The sequence below is a fragment of the Kribbella sp. VKM Ac-2571 genome (genome assembly GCF_004362255.1).
GTDB classification, from domain to species: domain Bacteria; phylum Actinomycetota; class Actinomycetes; order Propionibacteriales; family Kribbellaceae; genus Kribbella; species Kribbella pratensis.
Window position 1 is genome coordinate 24702 of record NZ_SNWS01000003.1, and the last position, 18345, is coordinate 43046.

The 18345-nt window shown below is 69.3% G+C and carries 18 protein-coding genes; 11 read left to right on the top strand and 7 right to left on the bottom strand.

Annotation, left to right across the window (positions count from 1 at the left end):
* Window positions 1–6 precede the first annotated feature (6 nt).
* Window positions 7–984 (top strand): NAD(P)H-quinone oxidoreductase, encoded by a 978-nt coding sequence (locus EV651_RS07400; RefSeq protein WP_133783437.1) that lies wholly within the window; start codon window positions 7–9, stop codon window positions 982–984.
* Here EV651_RS07400 and EV651_RS07405 read toward each other — a convergent pair.
* Window positions 974–1390, bottom strand: a complete 417-nt coding sequence (locus tag EV651_RS07405) for a VOC family protein (protein ID WP_133783439.1) — start codon at window positions 1388–1390, stop codon at window positions 974–976. The genes EV651_RS07400 and EV651_RS07405 overlap by 11 nt on opposite strands.
* A 72-nt stretch (window positions 1391–1462) precedes the next feature.
* Here EV651_RS07405 and EV651_RS07410 point away from each other — a divergent pair, with 72 nt between their 5' ends.
* The 6 genes from EV651_RS07410 (at window position 1463) to EV651_RS07435 (ending at window position 7360) form a co-directional block, all read left to right on the top strand.
* Window positions 1463–2035: a TetR/AcrR family transcriptional regulator gene (locus EV651_RS07410; RefSeq protein WP_133783441.1), complete on the top strand. Its 573-nt coding sequence runs from the start codon at window positions 1463–1465 to the stop codon at window positions 2033–2035.
* A 33-nt stretch (window positions 2036–2068) separates the two neighbouring features.
* A complete protein-coding gene (locus tag EV651_RS07415; protein ID WP_133783443.1) occupies window positions 2069–2641 on the top strand; it encodes a PadR family transcriptional regulator in 573 nt (190 codons plus the stop codon).
* Window positions 2638–3354, top strand: coding sequence for an ABC transporter ATP-binding protein (locus EV651_RS07420; protein ID WP_133783445.1), 717 nt, complete (start codon window positions 2638–2640; stop codon window positions 3352–3354). The genes EV651_RS07415 and EV651_RS07420 overlap by 4 nt, the downstream gene beginning before the upstream one ends.
* Window positions 3354–5966, top strand: a complete 2613-nt coding sequence (locus EV651_RS07425) for an ABC transporter permease (RefSeq protein ID WP_133783447.1) — start codon at window positions 3354–3356, stop codon at window positions 5964–5966. The genes EV651_RS07420 and EV651_RS07425 overlap by 1 nt, the downstream gene beginning before the upstream one ends.
* A 169-nt stretch (window positions 5967–6135) precedes the next feature.
* A complete protein-coding gene (locus tag EV651_RS07430; protein WP_133783449.1) occupies window positions 6136–6666 on the top strand; it encodes a CGNR zinc finger domain-containing protein in 531 nt (176 codons plus the stop codon).
* Window positions 6667–6751: 85 nt separating this feature from the next.
* On the top strand, window positions 6752–7360 hold the full coding sequence (locus EV651_RS07435; RefSeq protein ID WP_133783451.1) for a bacterial proteasome activator family protein: 609 nt from the start codon (window positions 6752–6754) through the stop codon (window positions 7358–7360).
* A 4-nt stretch (window positions 7361–7364) separates the two neighbouring features.
* Here EV651_RS07435 and EV651_RS07440 read toward each other — a convergent pair whose 3' ends face one another.
* Window positions 7365–8174, bottom strand: coding sequence for an HAD family hydrolase (locus EV651_RS07440; protein WP_133783454.1), 810 nt, complete (start codon window positions 8172–8174; stop codon window positions 7365–7367).
* Between the two features lie 586 nt (window positions 8175–8760).
* Between EV651_RS07440 and EV651_RS07445 the strand changes: the two genes are divergently transcribed.
* The gene (locus EV651_RS07445) at window positions 8761–9315 is read left to right on the top strand and encodes a WhiB family transcriptional regulator (protein WP_238156725.1); all 555 of its coding nucleotides are present in this window, start codon (window positions 8761–8763) and stop codon (window positions 9313–9315) included.
* Window positions 9316–9456: 141 nt separating this feature from the next.
* Here EV651_RS07445 and EV651_RS07450 read toward each other — a convergent pair whose 3' ends face one another.
* Together EV651_RS07450 and serS are read right to left on the bottom strand one after the other, a co-directional pair.
* Window positions 9457–10251, bottom strand: a complete 795-nt coding sequence (locus tag EV651_RS07450; protein ID WP_133783458.1) for an HAD family hydrolase — start codon at window positions 10249–10251, stop codon at window positions 9457–9459.
* Window positions 10248–11522, bottom strand: coding sequence for a serine--tRNA ligase (serS, locus tag EV651_RS07455; protein WP_133783460.1), 1275 nt, complete (start codon window positions 11520–11522; stop codon window positions 10248–10250). The genes EV651_RS07450 and serS overlap by 4 nt, the downstream gene beginning before the upstream one ends.
* A gap of 127 nt (window positions 11523–11649) precedes the next feature.
* On the opposite strand from serS, the gene EV651_RS07460 reads away from it, so the two are divergent.
* Window positions 11650–13209, top strand: coding sequence for a diacylglycerol kinase family protein (locus EV651_RS07460; RefSeq protein ID WP_238156726.1), 1560 nt, complete (start codon window positions 11650–11652; stop codon window positions 13207–13209).
* A 76-nt stretch (window positions 13210–13285) separates the two neighbouring features.
* Here the strand turns inward: EV651_RS07460 and EV651_RS07465 are convergent, their stop codons facing one another.
* A complete protein-coding gene (locus EV651_RS07465) occupies window positions 13286–13765 on the bottom strand; it encodes a DUF4446 family protein (RefSeq protein WP_238156727.1) in 480 nt (159 codons plus the stop codon).
* 113 nt (window positions 13766–13878) lie between these two features.
* Between EV651_RS07465 and larB the strand changes: the two genes are divergently transcribed.
* Both larB and larC read left to right on the top strand, forming a co-directional pair.
* Window positions 13879–14595 (top strand): nickel pincer cofactor biosynthesis protein LarB, encoded by a 717-nt coding sequence (larB, locus tag EV651_RS07470; protein WP_133783464.1) that lies wholly within the window; start codon window positions 13879–13881, stop codon window positions 14593–14595.
* Window positions 14595–15872 (top strand): nickel pincer cofactor biosynthesis protein LarC, encoded by a 1278-nt coding sequence (gene larC / locus EV651_RS07475; protein ID WP_133783467.1) that lies wholly within the window; start codon window positions 14595–14597, stop codon window positions 15870–15872. The genes larB and larC overlap by 1 nt, the downstream gene beginning before the upstream one ends.
* Here larC and EV651_RS07480 read toward each other — a convergent pair.
* Together EV651_RS07480 and EV651_RS07485 are read right to left on the bottom strand one after the other, a co-directional pair.
* Entirely contained in the window at window positions 15869–17419 is a 1551-nt protein-coding gene (locus EV651_RS07480; protein WP_133783469.1) for a DUF2029 domain-containing protein, read from the bottom strand. The two genes, larC and EV651_RS07480, sit on opposite strands and share 4 nt — an antisense overlap.
* Window positions 17409–18206 carry a glycosyltransferase gene (locus EV651_RS07485; RefSeq protein ID WP_133783470.1) on the bottom strand — a complete coding sequence of 266 codons (798 nt, stop codon included), beginning with the start codon at window positions 18204–18206 and terminating at the stop codon, window positions 17409–17411. Before EV651_RS07485 ends, EV651_RS07480 begins: the two co-directional genes overlap by 11 nt.
* Window positions 18207–18345: the final 139 nt, after the last annotated feature.

The following is an 18345-nucleotide window of genomic DNA, read 5'->3' on the forward strand; positions in this document are numbered from 1 at the left end:
GGCAGCATGCGAGCTGTCGTGGTGGATGGTGCCGGCGGAATCGACGTCCTCCGGATCGGCGAGATCCCGGACCCGGAACCGGCGTACGACGAGGTCGTCATCGACGTCGTCGCCGCCGGCGTGAACCGCGCCGACCTGCTCCAGCGGCAGGGCTTCTATCCACCGCCGCCGGGCGCTCCCGGCACGATCGGCCTCGAGGTGTCCGGCCGGATCGCCGCGGTCGGCGCCGAGGTCGAAGGCTGGTCGGTCGGCGACGAGTGCTGCGCGCTGCTCGCCGGCGGCGGGTACGCCGAGAAGGTCGTCGTACCCGCTCCGCAGGTAATGCCCGTGCCGGACGGACTCGACCTGGTCAGCGCGGCCGCACTGCCCGAGGTCGTCGCGACTGTCTGGTCGAACATCTTCATGACCGCCCACCTCAAGGCGGGCGAGACGCTGCTGGTGCACGGCGGCTCGTCCGGGATCGGCACGATGGCGATCCAGCTCGGCGTGGCGCACGGCGCGCGGGTGCTGACCACGGTCGGTACCAAGGAGAAGATGGAGTTCTGCACCCGGCTCGGCGCGGACGTCGCGATCAACTACAAGGACGCCGAGTGGGCGTCCGTGGTGAACGAGGCGACCAACGGCGCGGGCGCTGACGTGATCCTCGACATCATGGGCGCGAAGTACCTGACCGACAACGTGAAGTCGCTCGCGTACGACGGGCGGCTCGTGGTGATCGGGATGCAGGGCGGGGCGAAGGGTGAGCTGGACCTCGGGCGGCTGCTCAGCCGGCGCGGATCGGTGATCGCCACCGGCTTGCGGTTCCGTTCGGTGGCGGACAAGGGCCGGATCATCGCCGAGGTCGTCGGCCACGTCTGGCCGCTGATCGCGGAGAAGAAGGTTCTCCCGGTCGTGCACTCCATGTTCCCGCTCGCCGAGGTCGCGAAGGCTCACGCGACGCTCGAGCAGTCCACCCAACTGGGCAAGGTCCTCCTCACGCTGTAGGCAGGTTGGCCGCGACCCATTCCGGGTCAGGCTCGACCAGCTGGATCACGTCGATCCAGGTGCCGGCCGGGTCGCGGACGAAAAAGTGCCGTTGGCCGAAGACCTCGGTCTTCGGGTCGCCCTCCAGCTTCACGCCGCCCGCACGCAGCGCGGCGGCGATCTTGTCGGCATCGTCGACGACGAAGCCGAAGACGCATCCGCTCTCGGTCAGCGCCGACACCGCCGCCGGGATCGTCGGATGGCCGCGCTCCATGATCGCGAGCTCCCAGTCCGCCGCACCGCGGCGGACCGTGATGAACCAACCGAGATCGATCCCGACCTGCAGGTCGAGGTACTGCGTGTAGAAGGCGGCGACCTCCGAGGGGTGGTCCGTGACGACGGTCGCGCCGAATGCCGCGGGTTGCATAAATCTCCTGACTACTACAGCTGTTGTTGTTATGTACGACAGTTGTAGTTCAACTCTGTTAGCCTTGTCAACATGCCCCGGAACCCGGAACGCCGTACCCAACTGGCCGACGCCGGCCTCGCCGTGCTGGCAGAGGCCGGCGCGCGCGGCCTGACACACCGAGCCGTCGACGCGGCGGCCGGACTCCCGGCCGGCACGGCGTCCAACTACTTCAAGACCCGCGACGCACTGCTCGGCGCACTCGGCGAGCGGATCTTCGAACGCCTTGCCCCGGACGAGGCTGTCCTCGAGCCGCTCGCCGCTCGCGAGCCGGGCCTCGAACTGATGACGGACTACGTCCACTACATCGTCGAGCGGCTGCTCGGCCGGCCGGAACTCACGCTTGCCCTCCTCGAGCTCCGCCTCGAAGCGGCCCGCCGACCCGGCCTGCACGAGATCCTGTCGCGCACCCTCCGCCAGGGCTTCGACGCCGACGTGGCCTTCAACGCGAACGCCGGCCTGCCGGGGGGCGCCGAGGAGATCCGCCTGCTGCACTTCGCCATCGACGGCCTGGTCCTCGATCAGCTGACCCCGGGCACCGGGCGCCCGTACGACGTGGAGGCGATCACCGCCTGCCTGGTCCGCCGTCTGACCCGCGAGAATTGACGGCCACATACTCAGTATGCATACTCAGTATCCATGTCGATCAAGCATGGATTGCTGGCGCTGCTCCAGGACGATCCGAAGTACGGCTACCAGCTGCGCGGTGAGTTCGAGGCCGCCACCGGGGCGACCTGGCCGCTGAACATCGGGCAGGTCTACACGACGCTGACGCGCCTCGAGCGCGACGGTCTCGTCCGCGCCGCGTCGTCGGAGGGCGACGGCCGGTCGATGTACGAGATCACCGACGCCGGGCGGGACGAGTTGGCGAACTGGTTCCAGACGCCGGTCGCCCGGGAGTCGCGCCCGCGCGACGAGCTCGCGATCAAGCTCGCCCTGGCGCTCGCGGTGCCCGGGGTGGATGTCAGCGCGGTGGTCCAGCGGCAGCGGATGTCGACCATGCAGTCGCTGCAGGAGCTCACCCGGCAGAAGCGCAACAGCGCCGAGGGGGAGATCTCCTGGCAGCTTGTCATCGAATCGATGATCTTCGGCGCCGAGGCCGAGATCCGCTGGCTCGACCACTGTGAGGCAATGCTGCTACGCCACCGTGGCAAACCACGGCCGGCCCCCCAGAGGTACGACGTACCGGATGAGCAGGAGGCCCGCTCGTGATCCTCGACATTCGCCAGTTGACGCGGACGCACGGTCAGGGTGAGCAGGCCGTGCATGCCTTGCGGGGTGTGGATCTGGCCGTTGCGCCGGGCGAGCTCGTTGCCGTGATGGGACCGTCCGGGTCCGGCAAGTCGACGTTGCTCACCTGCGCCGGCGGTCTCGACCAGCCGACCGCAGGCGAGGTACTTGTCGACGGCAACGATCTGACCACCCTCAGCCGGAACGCCGTGGCGGCGCTGCGTCGTCGCCGGATCGGCTACGTGTTCCAGGACTTCAACCTGATCCCCGCACTGACCGCGGCCGAGAACGTCGCGCTCCCGCTGGAGCTGGACGGCACCCGGAGCCGGGCTGCGCGCAAGTCCGCCGTCACCGCGCTGCAGGAGGTGGGCATCGAGGAACTCGCCGACCGCTTTCCCGACGACATGTCCGGTGGCCAACGGCAACGAGTGGCGATCGCCCGCGCGATCGTCGGCGAACGCCGCCTGTTGCTCGCGGACGAACCGACGGGCGCGCTCGACTCCGACACCGGCGAGGCCGTACTGCGGCTGCTCCGCGACCGTTGCGACCAGCACGGCATCGGCGGGGTCCTCGTCACCCACGACGCCCGGCACGCCGCCTGGGCCGACCGCGTGGTCTACCTGCGCGACGGCGTACTGGTGGGACAGGCGGGCCCGCTTCCGGACGCCGATGCGCTGCTGCAGGAGAGCCGCTGATGGGCCAGTGGACTGCGCCGCTGCGCATCGCTCGGCGTACGGCGCGCAGATCGCTCGGCCGCACGTTATTGGTCGCGGCCCTGATCGGCCTGCCGGTGCTGGCCGCGAGCTGGCTGGGCATCGTGCTGAAGTCCGCAAGCCCGAGCGGCGAAACGCTGGCCACGAACACGATCGGCCGCGCGGACGGCCGGCTCGATGTCACGCAGTACGACAAGCTTCAGGTGCCGCCGGGCCGGGAGATGACGTACGGCGAACCGTCGCCGGCGGAGGGCCACGACAAGGCGGTCCGGACACCGTCGACGTTCGACCCGAGGCCGCTGCTCCCGGCGGGGACGAAGCTGGCCCGCCAGTTCGTCGACTCGGGAATGGTCGAGGTCCGCATCCCGGACTCGAGGACCACGGTCACGCTGCTCACGGGCGACGGCGCGAACCCGTTGACGACCGGGACCGTCAAGCTCGACAAGGGCCGGCTCCCGGCGAAGTCCGATGAGGTCGCGATCTCGCCGTCACTCGTCGAAAAGCTCGGCTCGACCGACACAGTCGAGAGCACGAACGGCAAGAGGTACGCCGTCGTCGGCATCGCCCGGATGCTCAGCACACAGAGCACGCCGGCAATCTTCGCCACGCCGGACTCCGCGCTGAACGACGTCGACCCGCCGCGCACGGTCCAGTACCTCGTCGACCTGCCGGACTCGGCCGACACCGACCAACTCAGCGCCGAACTGGTCGGCAAGGGCCTGTTTCTCTTGCCGCGAGCAACCATTGTCGATCCGCCGCCGGACCCGTACGGCACGACCGCCGGCGACATCGGTCCGTACGCCGCGATGGCGCTGGTGATCGGCTTCGGCATCCTCGAGATCGTCCTGCTCGCCGGTACGGCGTTCGCGGTCGGCGCGCGCCGCCAGACCCGCGAACTCGGTCTGGTGATGGCGGCCGGAGGTACGCCGGGTGACGTCCGGCGGATCGTCGTGCTGCAAGGTCTGTTCGCCGGACTGGTCGGCGTGGCCGGCGGACTGGCGATCGCCGCCATCGCGGTGGTCAGCGCAAAGCCCGTCTGGGAACGGATGACGGACACGATCTTCACGGCCTGGCAGATCCCCTGGGGCACGATCGTGGCGATCGCCGTCCTCGGTCTCGGCGCCGGACTCGCCGCTGCCGTCGTACCGGCGATCAGTGCAGGTCGGCAGGCGCCGATGGCTGCGCTGGCCGGGCGGTTCACCGTGACGGCGAAGGCGGCGCGGATCCGGATCGCCGCGGTGATTCTGCTCGCGGGCGGGCTGGCGTGCGTCTTCGCGGGCAGCGCGATGATCGCCGCCGCGTTGAGGTCGGCGCGGCACTCGCCGATGGGTCAGCAGGCGAGCGCGACGCCGAGCGGGCCGATCGCGCTGGTCCTGCTCGGGATCACCGCGTCGATCATCGCACTGGTGTGGATGTTGCCGAGTCTGGTCGGCAAGGTCGCCGGCCTGGCGCGGTCGCTGCCGTTGAGCGGCCGGATGGCGATGCGCGACGCCGCACGGCACCGGCATCGCACGGGTCCCGCGACCGCGGCGATCATGATGGCCGTCGCCGGCACTGCCGCGGTCGCGTTCGCCGCTTCCAACTCGATTGCGGCCGACGCCGCGAACTACGTCGCAGCCGGCCGGCACGGTGACGCCGTACTGCGTGTCAACCAAGGCGTTCTGGGTGAGACCACGATTACGCCGGCACTCATCTCGGCTTTGAACGCACAGTTGCCGGTGCGGACGCAGTACGAGCTCGGCGACGTACTGTTGCCGAACGCAAAGCTCAACGAGTACGGCTACCTGCCGATCCTTGCGGTCGCGGCGCCGGAGAACTCCGAGGGAATGACCGGATTCAGCCTGCAGGCAGTGGATCCGGCGTTCATCGCCCGGTTCGGGGAGTACGGCGAGAAGGCTGCCGCCGCACTGCGGGCCGGCAAGGTGGTGGTCCCGGACGTCCAGCTCGAACCGGGACAGAAGGTTGCCATGCACAACGACGACGACCAGAAGTATCTGCGGAACCTCGACGCCGTGTCGTTGGGCCACCCGCCCGCGATCCAGTTCCTGCGGGACACCGCGTTGATCAGTCGGGACGCGGCCCGCGAGCTGGGCACGATCCGGGTCAGCGAGGTGCATTACGAGCTGACCAGGGAGCCGTCCAAGGACGAGCTCGCAGCGGTCGCCCGAACGCTCGGGACGGATGAGGGGCTTCAGGTCGAGAAGGGGTACCAGAGCCCGGGCCGGCTCTTCCTGATCGGGATCCTGCTCGCGGCGACGGTGGTCACGCTGCTCGGCGTCGCGATCTCGGTGTCGTTGTCAGCTGCCGAGGGACGAGCCGATCTCGCCACCCTGGCGGCGATCGGTGCGCCCCCGAGGCGACGGCGGTCGCTCGCGGCGGCGCAGGCGTGGGTGCTCGGACAGTTGGGCTGCGTGCTGGGCGTGGGGGTCGGCGCGCTGTACGGCTACACCGCGCACGCGGCGTTCGGGTCACCGCACTTCGTGGTCCCGTGGGCGGAGATCGGCGGCATCGTGGTCGTCGTACCGCTGTTCGCCGGCCTCCTCGCCTGGCTGCTCACCCGCTCCCGCCTACCGATGGTCAGCCGTATCGACTAGCGCGATCTCTGGGTAGGCAACGGGGTACGGCGGTGTGCTTGTGATGCGCCACTGACCGCAAGCACACCGCTGGTACACGACCAGCCCCTCGCTGACGTGGTGGCTCGAGATCGCGGACCAGCGATGGCGGTGGAGGTCGGTCATGGATCCATCGTGATGTAATGGCATTATGCATCTCAACCCTTACGGCGCGGACGCGGTCCTGCTGGCGGTGAACCTGGTGACGCGCCCGGCGACTACGCCTGACGAGCTGGCCGAGCGGTGCGAGGAGAGCGGCGTCGAGAGCCGCCTGGTGCGCGAGCGGCACGTCACCGCCGCGGATCTGGCCGCCGTACGCACCGCGCTCGACGAGTGGCTGCTGGTCGTGGACGCACCGGACGAGCAGGCGCGGGTCGGCCTGGTGAACGCGATGCTCGCGAAGTACACCGAGCATCCGCGGCTCACCAACCACGCCGGCGACGGCTGGCACGTGCACTACCGCCCGGACAAAGTGCCTGTCGGGCGACTGGTCGCGACCCTGATCAGCACCGGTACGGCGTTGCACCTGGCGGGCCGTGGCATCACGCGGCTCGGCCGCTGCGCCACCGAAGGCTGCGACAACGTGTACGCCGACCTCTCCCGCACCGGACGCCAGCGCTACTGCAGCCCCGCCTGCGCCAACCGGGACGCCGTACGCCGCCACCGAGCCCGCGCCTCATGACCAACTTTGAGAACCCACCAACCAGAAATCTGGACCGCAGATGGTTGGTGGGTTCTCAAAGTTGACCCCGGCCTAGGATGGGCAGATGAGTGAGAGCAGCAGCGAGGGCCAGGGAGTCCCGATGGCCGGGGCGCGCACCGAAGACGGCAAGGTGCTCATCGTCGGACCGGACGGCATGGCCGTCGAGGGACCGCCGCGCTCCGACGAGGACGAGCACGACGACGAACCGCGCTCGGTGACGGAGTTGGTCGAGCAGCCGGCCAAGGTGATGCGGGTCGCGAACATGATCCGGCAGCTGCTGGAAGAGGTGAAGTCGGCACCGCTCGACGAAGCCTCCCGGGCGCGACTGCGCTCGATCCACGAGGCGTCGATCAAGGAACTCGAAAGCGGCCTCGCACCGGAGCTGGTCGAGGAGCTGGAGCGTCTCAGCCTCGACTTCACCGACGACAGCACGCCGACCGACGCCGAGCTGCGGATCGCGCAGGCGCAGCTGGTGGGCTGGCTGGAAGGCTTGTTCCACGGCATCCAGACAGCGTTGTTCGCGCAGCAGATGGCCGCGCGTCAGCAGCTGGAGCAGATGCGTCGTGCGCTGCCGGGCGGCCAGCAAGTGCCCGGCGAAGAGCACCCCGCCTTTCCCGGCGCACCCCAGGCCGCCGGCACCGACGGCCCGGGCAGCGGCGGGATGTACCTGTAACGCCTTATTTCAAAGGCTGGAAGAACTCCTCGAGGACGGCGGCGACGCCGTCCTCGTCGTTTGCGGGGGCAATTCTGTCCACCATCGCGAGGACTTCGGGGTGCGCGTTCGCGACGCCGTACGACGTTCCGGCCCAGGCGAGCATCGGAAGATCGTTGACCGAGTCACCGAACGCGATCGTCTCAGCAGCCGAGATCCCTTGTGTGGCGGCGAAATCGGCCAGCATCGTGGCCTTCGAGACGCCGCTCGCCGCAATCTCCACCAAACCGTGACCTCCACTGTGACTGGCGGTCACTCGTTGGCCCACCAACGGATTCACCAGCCCGAGCAGCTCGTCGGACTGCATGCTCGGATGCCGGACGAGCAGCTTCGCCGCCGGCTCCGCGAGCAATTCCTCCACCGCGGCAACCAAGGTGTCGTCCGGTTTCGGCCAGCGATTCAGGTAGACCGGTTCCTGTCCGTAGCGGTCCGGTCGCTCAATGGCGAACTGCACGTCCGGAATCGCCGCACGGATCGCCTGCGCCACCTCGAGTGCGACCGCGGGCTCGATCAACCTGGTCCGAATCGCCTTGCGGCGCAGGACGTCGTACAGAATGGAGCCGTTGGCAACAATCGCGACGCCGTGCTCGCCGACCAGGTACGACAGGTCGTGCAGCCAGCGAGGTGGCCGGGCGGTGACCATTACGAAAACACTTCCCGCGTGCTGCGCCGCGAGGACCGCGGCGCGGGTCCGGTCGGACACGGTGCCGTCACTGCGGACGAGCGTCCCGTCGAGATCGGTGGCTATCAATCGGGGGTTTCGCGGAAGCCTCACCTGGTAACGATATCGCCACGGCACCTTCGCGCGAGCCGGTCGCGCACTACCCTTCCAGGTGCCTCGGGCGCAAGCGGTAAGACGTTGGTTTCAAGTCTTTTTGACTTATCTGATTGAGCTTTTGACAACGTCATCAGACCGTTACGGCAGGATGCTGCAAAGGCAGCTAGTTCCCCTGCGCCACCCGGTGGGCGCGTGATTTCATGCGGTGGTCTGGCGGGGAACCGGGGGCTGTTCGTTCGCGTCGTAAGTCTGTTCTGGATCAGCGCGACTGATGCCGCCCCACCTCCGGAAGCACCTACAAGCGTCGAAGAACTGTTGTGGAATTGGCTGCAACCAAAACCGCCGCAGCGACGTCAAGAGTTATGGATCGGTACGTCCCGCGCCCGGGACGACACGGTGGGCAGGCACATTGCGCAGGTCCATCAGCTAGCGGATCCGTGCGGACGAACGTCGTTCACCGTTCGTTCATTCGGGTCTTGATACTTGGGGAGCCTTGATGATCGTCAACAGCGCCAATCTAGCGGGGCCGGGGGGCAGTAGCTCCCGAGCGGCTGTCGACACATGTTCCAAGGGGGAGGGGGCAATGACCGGCTGTATCGCGCGTTCCGACATTTTCCAGCACCGCCTGATGGAGGAGCCGCCGCCGGCGTCCGCAACGCGTCGTACCAGGGAGCGCTACGAGCAGCTCGTCCGCGAGGCCAAGACGATCTGCGCGTCGTGCCCGCTCTTCACGGACTGCCTGTACAGCGCCGTCGCCGAGCACGACGTGAGCGGCTTCGTCGCCGGAACCACTGCCGCACAACGGCGTTCGATCCGCAACCTGCTCGACGTCGAGGTGCAGGCGGACGACTTCGACCAGTTGGCCGGCGCACGAGGCACTCGCCGTCCGGTCAGCCACGAAGAAGTCCTGCGGCTGCGCACCCAGTACCCGAACGACAGCCTGGAGTCCCTGGCCATGCGACTGGGTTGCTCGCTGTCGACGGTCAAGAGGCACCTGCGGCGGGCCCGTCGCGGTCAGAGCCCGGCAGCCAAGACGCCGCGGCCGCGGCCCGAGCTGGGCGCCGTGCTGGACGCGTTCGACACCGTCGTCGACCAGCAGCACCAGCCCCGCCGCACCGGCAGCAGCCGAGTCGCCTGATCTGATACTCGGCCCGCCAGCGGACTATCGGACACCCCCACACCTTCCTTCTCTCTTCTTGGAACTGAAGAAGAAGAGGGAGGGGTATGGGTTTGGCCCGGAATCCCTGTGATTACAGGGTTTCCGGGCCTTTCGCTTGCCTCAGAACCAGCGGTTCAGGACCGCGGCGACGCCGTCGTCCTGGACGGACTTGGTGACCTCGTCGGCGGCGACCTTCACCTCGTCCGGGGCGGAGTCCATCGCGATGCCGAGACCGGCGTACGTGAGCATCTCGATGTCGTTGCGTCCGTCACCGATCGCCAGCAGGCCGGCCGGGTCCAGGTTGTGCTGGGCCAGCGCCACCTTGAGGCCGGTCGACTTGTCCACACCCTCGGGCGCGATGTCCAGCCACGCGGTCCAGCCCACGAAGTAGCTGACCCCGTGCAAGCCGAGGCGTTCCGCCAGGTGGACGAAATCGCTCTCGGACTGGTCCGGGTCCCGGATGATCAACCGGGTCACGGGCTGCGGCGCGAGCTCGTCGTCGCCGACCACGCGGATCCGCGCGTTCGCGCCGAGATCGCCGTCCGGGAACGGCGCGGTGACCAGGTAGCTGCCGTCCTGGTCCTCGACTGCCATCCGGGCGTTCGGCGCGTACCGGCGCACCGACATGATCACCGTCGACGGGTCGAAGGTCCGCTCGTCGACGACCTCGCCGTCCGGGTAGCGGAGCGTGCGCGCACCGTTGCTGCAGACAACGAATCCGCCGGCCCGCAGCCCGAGCCGCTCGGCCACCGGCTTGGTGGTCGACCAGGCCCGGCCGGTGGCCAGGATCACGGGCACCTGCTCGGCGGTACGGCGTACCGCGTCGACGACCGCCGGTGACATCCCCTCGTCGTGGTCGATCAGCGTTCCATCGATGTCCAGGGCAACGGCCGTCGGCCGCGGGAATTCGGTCATTTGGCGACCGGTTCGAGGACCTCGCGGCCGCCGACGTACGGCTGCAGCGCGGTCGGTACCCGGACCGAGCCGTCGGCCAGCTGGTGCGTCTCGAGGATCGCGACGATCCAGCGGGTGGTCGCGAGGGTGCCGTTCAGCGTCGCGACCGGCTGTGTCTTGCCGTCGGCGTCGCGGTGCCGGATGTTCAGGCGGCGGGCCTGGAAGTCCGTGCAGTTCGACGTCGAGGTCAGCTCGCGGTACCGGCCCTGCGTCGGCACCCACGCCTCGCAGTCGAACTTCCGGTACGCCGAGACGCCCAGGTCACCGGTCGCGGTGTCGATCACCCGGTAGCTCAGCTCCATCTTGTCGAGCATCTCCTTCTCCCAGGCCAGCAGCCGCAGGTGCTCGGCGGCCGCGTCCTCCAGCCTGCAGTAGGAGAACATCTCGACCTTGTCGAACTGGTGGACGCGGATGATCCCGCGGGTGTCCTTCCCGTGCGACCCGGCTTCCTTGCGGTAGCAGGACGACCAGCCGGCGTACCGGATCGGGCCGTCGGACAGGTCGAGGATCTCGTCCATGTGGTAGCCGGCCAGCGCGACCTCCGACGTACCGGTCAGGTACAGCTCGGGGTCCTCGAGGCGGTAGACGTCGTCGTGCGCCGACAGGTAGCCGGTGCCGCCCATCACCTCGGGCTTGACCAGTGTCGGCGTGATCATCGGGGTGAAGCCGTTCTCCACCGCCTGCTGGACGGCCAGCTGCAGCATGCCGAGCTGGAGCAGCATCCCGACGCCCTTGAGGAAGTAGAACCGGGATCCGCTGATCTTCGCGCCGCGTTCCATGTCGATCGCGCCGAGTAGCTCGCCCAGCGCCAGGTGGTCGCGGGGCTCGAAACCCTCGGCCGCGAAGTCGCGCGGCTTGCCGACCTCCTCCACCACAACGTAGTCGTCCTCGCCGCCGACCGGGGCCTCGTCGGACACCAGGTTCGGCAGGGCGGCGGCGAGCTCGTCGAAGCGGCGGGCGGCGTCGTTCGCGGCGGCCTCGTTGGCCTTCACCTCGGCGGCCAGCGTCTTGGTCCGGTCCAGCAGCGCGGTGCGCTCGTCACCCTTGGCCTGGGCGACCTGCTTGCCGAGCGACTTCTGCTCGGCCCGGAGCGCCTCGAAGGCGGAGATGGACGATCGACGCTCCCCGTCGGCGACCAGGATCTGGTCGACCAGGTCCGTACTCTCGCCGCGCTTGGTCAGGGCGGCGCGCACGACATCAGGGGTCTCACGGAGCAGTTTCGCGTCAATCACACCCTGAGGGTATCGGGGCGTGTCAGAAGCGGCGAAAACTATTCGGGATGATGGTCTAGGTACACGTGACCATCGAGGGGGATCTGAGCGGGCCATGAACCATCACCCACCCGGTCCGATCGGTCGTGTGCTCACGGTCGTGCTGGGTGCGCTGCCGTTCACCGTGATCACGGTGCTCGTGTTCGGGCAGTGGCCGCCGCTGGCCCGCTGGGACCAGTCGGTCGCCGCTCGGGCTGCGTCGTACGGCGCGGCGCACGAGGGCCTCGTCGACTTCTGGCAGGTCGTCGGCGCGGTGGTGCTGCCGTGGACGTCACGGGCGGTGATCGTGATCGTCGCGGCGTACCTGTGGCATCGCCGGGCGCGGTTGCTGACGATCTGGCTGCTCACCTCCGCCGGCGCCGAGCTGGGCCTGGTGCAGGCGGTCAAGGCGATCTTCGAGCGGCAGCGGCCGGCGCTGATGCTGGTCGAGAACGACGGGTTCTCGTACGTGTCCGGTCACGCGACGGCCGCGTTCGTGATGGCCGGCGCGCTCGGTGTCGTGCTGCCGTCGGTGCGGGGCTGGCGACGGCGGTTCCGGCTGCTGGTGCTGCTGCCGGTGATCGCGGTGGTGTGGATCGCGTCGGCCGACCGGATCGCGCTGAACGTCCACTACGTGTCCGACGTACTCGGCGGCTGGGCGCTCGGGCTGGCGATCCTGACCGCGACGTCGATCGGGTTCGGCCTCCGGCCGGGGCTGCGGCGGCGCCGTCGGCGTACCCCGTCGGACGGTGACGGTACGACGGCTCCGCCACGGGCCGCCGTCATCGTGAACCCGATCAAGGTCGGCGACGGCGTGGCGTTCCGGCGGAAGGTGACGCGGGCGCTCGCGGTCCGCGGGTACGACGATCCGCTCTGGCTGGAGACCCGCGTGGACGACGCCGGGAACGCGATGGCGAAGCTGGCGATCGAGAACGAGTCCGACCTGGTGCTGGTCGCGGGCGGCGACGGGACGGTTCGCGTGGTGTGCTCGGCGCTGGCCCACACCGGGATCCCGGTCGGCGTGATCCCGGCCGGCACCGGGAACCTGCTGGCGCGGAACCTGCACATCCCGCTCGACCTGGACGACGCGCTGGAGCGGATCCTCGAGGGACGCGACCGGCGGATCGACCTGGTCCGGGTCCACGGTGACGAGCTCGACACCGACCGGTTCGCGGTGATGGCCGGGCTCGGGCTGGACGCCGCGATCATCTCCGACGCCCCGCCGCACCTGAAGAAGCAGATCGGCTGGACGGCGTACCTGGTGTCGGCGGCGAAGAACATCAACCACCCGTCGGTCCGCGTCCAGATCACCATCGACGACGCCGAGACCATCGAACGCCGCGTCCGGACGGTCGTGATCGGCAACGTCGGCATGCTGCAGGCCAACATCCCCCTGCTCCCCGACGCCCGCCCTGACGACGGGCTCCTGGACGTCGTCGTGATCGCCCCGCGGCGCGTGACCCAGTGGCCGATCGTCGTCTGGCGGCTCCTGACTCGGACGAACCGCACCGACATGTACCTGGAACGCTTCACCGGCCGCAAGGTCGAGCTCGTCGCCGCCGTGGACGTCCAGCGCCAACTGGACGGCGACCCCATCGGCCCCGGCCGCTCCCTGTTCACCGAAATAGAACCCGGAGCCCTCACCGCCCGCGTCCCCAAACGCCGCTAGACGGGCCGCAGCACCCCCTCCGGAGCCGCTGCACAGGAAATAACCTGTGCTCAGCAACCGCTTCCTGTGCAACGCCCTAGGGCTGCTCGGACTCCTTGCGGAGGGTTTCCAGGGCTTCTTCCTCTTCGGGGGAGAGTTTCGACTCGCTGGTGAAGGACTTGATTTCTTTGGCGTAGGTGCGGGCGTCGGCGCGGCTGTTGATCGAGGTGAGGATGACGCCGTTGCCTTTGTCGTCGAGGATTGCCATCGACCAGGAGAGCTTGCCCCCGGTTTCGCCGAAGGCGTCGTACCGGACGACGGCCAGGTGCTGGAGGGTTTCCTTGAGCTCGCCGCGGGTGACTTCGAGGTCCTTGCCGAGCCTGCGCAGCTCCGACTTCACGGTGCCGGGTTTGGCCTCCGGCTGGGCCGGTTGGGGTTCCGGCTCGGGGGCTGCGGCGGGTGCGACCTGGTCCGACGAGACCGTCCGGGCCCGGAGGGCCTGGATCGCGAACACCAGGGCAAGCACCGCCACGAAGAGGGCGGCGACCCCGAAGGCACCGGCTAACGTCGAAGACACAGCACGAGAGCCTAAGGCATCGAGCGTTGTTCCTGAGTGTTCAGGTGATCGCACAGCGTGCACGACCGGGGACGGATGCGGTACCTCGGGCCGGGGCAACGTAGATTCGCGGCGTGACACATTTGCCTGATCAGGGCCCACAACCGGGCGTCCACGACCTCGGCTACGCACGACTCGACACCGACCGGCTGGGGCGCACGGGAGACGCCGAAGTCGTCTACGGCGCGGGCAAGACGCCGTCTCAGGTCGTGGAACTGCTGCGGACCCTGCACGCCACACACCCCGGTCACGCCGTACTGGCGACCCGGTTGACGGACGAGGCCCAGGCGGCGGTGATTGCCGCGCTGCCGGATGCGGTGGTGGACCCGGTCGGCCGTACGGCGGTGCTCGGCGAACCCCCGACGCGGCGGGGAACGGTCGCGGTCGTGGCAGCCGGTACGTCGGACGCTCCGGTGGCTGCTGAGGCGGCGACGACGGCTCGCGTGTTCGGCGCCGGGGTGGATGTCATCACCGATGTGGGCGTCGCCGGGCTGCACCGGATCCTCGGAGAGCGGGAGCGGCTCGACGCGGCGGACTGCCTGATCGTGGTTGCGGGGATGGAGGGCGCGCTGCCGAGCGTCGTCGGCGGGCTGGTCGGCGTACCGCTGGTGGCGGTGCCGACGTCGGTCGGGTACGGCGCCTCGTTCGGTGGACTGGCTGCACTGCTCGGGATGCTGAACTCGTGCGCGCCTGGGGTGACGGTCGTCAACATCGACAACGGCTTCGGGGCCGGGGTGTTCGCGGCACGCGTCGCTCGGCAGTCGGTTCCGCGCGAGACGAAGGAGGCCTGATGAGAGTCGCTTGGATCGACTGCTCGGCCGGCGCCTCCGGTGACATGCTCTTGGGCGCGTTCATCTCGGCAGGCGCCGACCTGAACGCGGTGAACGCGGCGGTCGCTGCCGTGGACCCTTCGCTGTCCGTCACCGTCACGCAGACCGCCCGCCACCAGATCGCCGCCACCAAAGCCACCGTCGAGGTCAACGGCGAGCCGCACCCGGAGAACATCCCGGACACCGGTCACGGGCATGGTCACGGTCACGACGACGCCGGTCACGGGCATGGGCACGGGCACGACGACGCGGGTGACAGGCATGGGCCGACTCGGGCTTGGGCCGAGGTTCGGCGGCTGCTCGAGGAGGCTCGGCTCGACGACGCGGTTCGGGCGCGTGCGCTGGACACTTTCGGGCGTCTTGCGCGCGCGGAGGCTGCCGCTCACGGGGTGGAGCCGGACACCGTGCACTTCCACGAGGTCGGCGCGCTGGACGCGATCGCGGACATCGTCGGCGTCGCCGCCGCGTCCGTGTCCCTCGACCTCGATCGCATCGTGGTCTCGACGATCGTGCTGGGCGGCGGGGGTCAGGTGCGCGGTCAGCACGGTGGCATCCCGATCCCGGGTCCAGCGGTCCTTCATCTGGTCTCCGAGGCCGAAGCACCGGTGACCGGCGGCCCGGCGCCGTACGAGATGACGACACCGACCGGCGCCGCCCTGCTGGCGACGCTGGCGGACGAGTTCGGTCCGCTGCCGCCGATGCGGATCGAACAGACCGGCGTCGGTGCGGGCGGCCGGGACCCGGTCGAGGTGCCGAACATCCTGCGCGTGGTGATCGGCGCGTCGGCCGACGAGTTGGCCACCGAGCTCGTCTACGAGACCAACGTCGACGACCTCGACCCGCGGATCTGGCCGCAGGTCCTGGCCCGGCTGATGGAGGCCGGCGCCGCCGACGCGTGGCTGACCCCGATCCTGATGAAGAAGGGCCGTCCGGCGCACACGCTGTCGGTCCTGGTCGGGAGTGCGAACGCCGAGACGGTCCGCGCGGTGATCCTGGCCGAGACCTCGGCGATCGGGCTGCGCGAGTTCGGGATCCGCAAGCACGCCGCGGACCGCGAGTTCGCGACCGTCGACGTCGACGGCCAGTCGGTCCACGTGAAGATCGCGCGCTACGGCGGTCAGGTGATCAACGTGCAGCCGGAGTACGACGACGTGGCCGCGGCCGCGAACGTCCTGAAGAAGCCGGTGAAGTCGGTCCTCGCCAAGGCGATCGCAGCCGGCCACGACCTCTGGAGTTAGCGCGCTTCGGCGTTCTGCGCGACAACCTTCTGCTTGCGGCGGGGCCAGTCGTACGGCCACCATTGGGCGCCGTTGCGGCGAGCCCAGACGATCAGGCCGATCAGGACGGCCAGTTCGATCGCCGGGCAGACGGTGTCGCGCAGGCGCGCGCTGAAGAACTCCAGGGAGTCCGACAGGCTCGCGGCGACCTGGCGCGCATGCGGATCCCGCCCGGGGACGTACGCGATCGCGAGCATCGTCGTACGGACCACCATCAGGCCGTCGACCTTCGATGCGGCGACCGCGGCGAGGGCGGCCCAGGCGATCACGTCGTACCAGGGCAGCGAGTACATCGCGGTCAGCACCCAGGCGATCGCATAGATCGCGGTGTAGCGGATCGCGGCCGGCGTCGGGTCGTCCGGATGCGTTTGCGGGACCAACGACTTCGGCAGCACCTGCGTCAGCAGGATCGCGACCACGATCAGGCCGACCCAGGCGAGGATCGCCAGGACGGTCCGCACCAGGCCGTTCGGCAGGAACAGGGTGAAGAAGCTCAGCAGCACCTTGTGCGGCGTACCCGTGGAGATGAACGACGTCTGCGACCGTGCCTGCTGGAACGCCTGCAGCCCGACGATCGCGTACAGCCCGGCCATCGCGATCGCGCCGCCACCGCAGAAGTAGAGGCATTTGCGACGGTCGGCACGCAGCGCCCACAGCATCGCGATCCCGACCAGGCCGATCGACAGCTTGGTGCACCCCGCGACGCCGATCAGGATGCCGGCCAGGAACACGTGCCGCCGGAACAACACCAGCGCGATCACCGCGAACATCACCGCGATCGCGTCGTTGTGCGCACCGGCCAGCACCGACCACAGCAGCAGCGGGTTGGCGAGGCTGAGCATGATCACGCGCCGCTTGGCCGGCAGGTCCTTGCCGACCAGCTTGACCAGCAGCAGCCCGGTGACGACCAAGCTGATCGCGACCGACAGTTGCAGCATCCACACGGTGAGCTGCGCGGAGTCGCCGCCGATCAGCGAGGACAGCCACTGGATCCAGGTCGCGATCGGCCCGTACACGCTGCGCGCGCCCTGCCACGGGCGCTCGGTCGCGGCGATCACCGGGTCGTACCCGAGCCGGATGGTGTCCGCCGGCGAGGCCGTGTACGGGTCGCCGCCGAGCGCCATGATCCGCCCGTACGCCGCGTAGATCAGCACGTCGCCCGAGGCCATCGGCGGCACCAGCGTGATCGCCGCCGTCGTACCGATGCCCAAGGCAATCAACCGGTCGACACGCGGCGCCCAGCCGTGCTTCAACGCCTTGGTGGCAAGGTAAACGCCGTAACCGCCGAGCGCGATCGCGACGTAGATCATCACCGACACCAGCCAGTCGTTCGGCTTGGTGTCGAACCAGTACGACGGGAGCCACGCGTGCCTGTTCGTCAGCGTCAGCACGACCACCGACGGACCGAGTAGGCCGACCGCGACGATCAGCGCCGTGCAGGCCAGGTAGAGAGCGACAGCCCGGCGGCCGTACTTCTGGCCCAGCTCAATGCTCAGCTCAGTGCTCATTGCGCAGTCTCCGCGGGAACAGACTGCGCAGCGACGGCCCACCACCGTCCGCGGGCAGCGCACTGCGAGCGGCGAGGGCACGCCGGACGTGCAGGTACTGCTTCGCGCGGTGCAACTGGCCGCGCAGGTCCGTCCCGGTCGCGCGGTGCCGGACCTCGATCGGCACCTCCACGATCCGGAAACCCTTCCGGCCGAGGTCGATCGTCAGCGCGGTCTCGACCCCGAACCCGGCGGCCAGCGGTACGGCGGAATCGAACGCGGCCCGGGTGAGGCAGCGCTGCCCGGACAACGGCTGCTCGGGCGCCCAGCCGGTCGCCTCCTGGATCCCGGCCCGCGCCAGCCGGACCACGAACCCGTGCCCGCCGGCCTTCGACCCGTCGGCCCGGACCTGCGCCGGCAACGTCCCGATGGTCATGTCCGCACGGCCGGTCTGCACCGGCTCGATCAGCGGACCCGCTCCGGACGCGGTGTCGGTCAGGTCAGCATCGAGGAACAGCAGGTGCCGCGGCCGCGCACCGTCCCGCTCCGCGACGGCGGCCGCGCCGGTCTCCATCGCGGCGGCCTTCCCACGGTTGCGCTCGTGCCGTACGACGACCGCACCGGCCCGCTCGGCCGCTTCCGTCGTACCGTCCGTAGAGCCGTCGTCGACGACCACGACCAGGTCGACGCCGATGATCTTGTGCACCGCGTCGACGGTCGCCGCGATCCGGTCGGCCTCGTCCTTCGCCGGGATCACGCAGGCGACGGCACGCTCGAACGGTTCGTGAGACAGGTCTTCATCGGGCACAGCACCGCAGCCTAGTTCCTCTCCAGCCGATCGACCTCGTCAGCAGCCGCCGCCCGCGGATTTCTCGTCCTTTCGTACGACGGTCGGCCAGGGGACGATCGATATCGGCCAGGTGGCAGATGTTCCCGGGTCGCAGCGG

Bases quoted from the DNA above. Each gene is read 5' to 3' on its own strand.
- EV651_RS07435 (WP_133783451.1), top strand. From the start codon at position 6,752: ATGAGTGAGAGCAGCAGCGAGGGCCAGGGAGTCCCGATGGCCGGGGCG.
- EV651_RS07415 (WP_133783443.1), top strand. From the start codon at position 2,069: ATGTCGATCAAGCATGGATTGCTGGCGCTGCTCCAGGACGATCCGAAG.
- EV651_RS07425 (WP_133783447.1), top strand. From the start codon at position 3,354: ATGGGCCAGTGGACTGCGCCGCTGCGCATCGCTCGGCGTACGGCGCGC.
- EV651_RS07410 (WP_133783441.1), top strand. From the start codon at position 1,463: ATGCCCCGGAACCCGGAACGCCGTACCCAACTGGCCGACGCCGGCCTC.
- EV651_RS07445 (WP_238156725.1), top strand. From the start codon at position 8,761: ATGACCGGCTGTATCGCGCGTTCCGACATTTTCCAGCACCGCCTGATG.
- EV651_RS07450 (WP_133783458.1), bottom strand. From the start codon at position 10,251: ATGACCGAATTCCCGCGGCCGACGGCCGTTGCCCTGGACATCGATGGA.
- larC (WP_133783467.1), top strand. From the start codon at position 14,595: ATGAGAGTCGCTTGGATCGACTGCTCGGCCGGCGCCTCCGGTGACATG.
- EV651_RS07430 (WP_133783449.1), top strand. From the start codon at position 6,136: ATGCATCTCAACCCTTACGGCGCGGACGCGGTCCTGCTGGCGGTGAAC.
- EV651_RS07405 (WP_133783439.1), bottom strand. From the start codon at position 1,390: ATGCAACCCGCGGCATTCGGCGCGACCGTCGTCACGGACCACCCCTCG.
- EV651_RS07400 (WP_133783437.1), top strand. From the start codon at position 7: ATGCGAGCTGTCGTGGTGGATGGTGCCGGCGGAATCGACGTCCTCCGG.
- EV651_RS07480 (WP_133783469.1), bottom strand. From the start codon at position 17,419: ATGAGCACTGAGCTGAGCATTGAGCTGGGCCAGAAGTACGGCCGCCGG.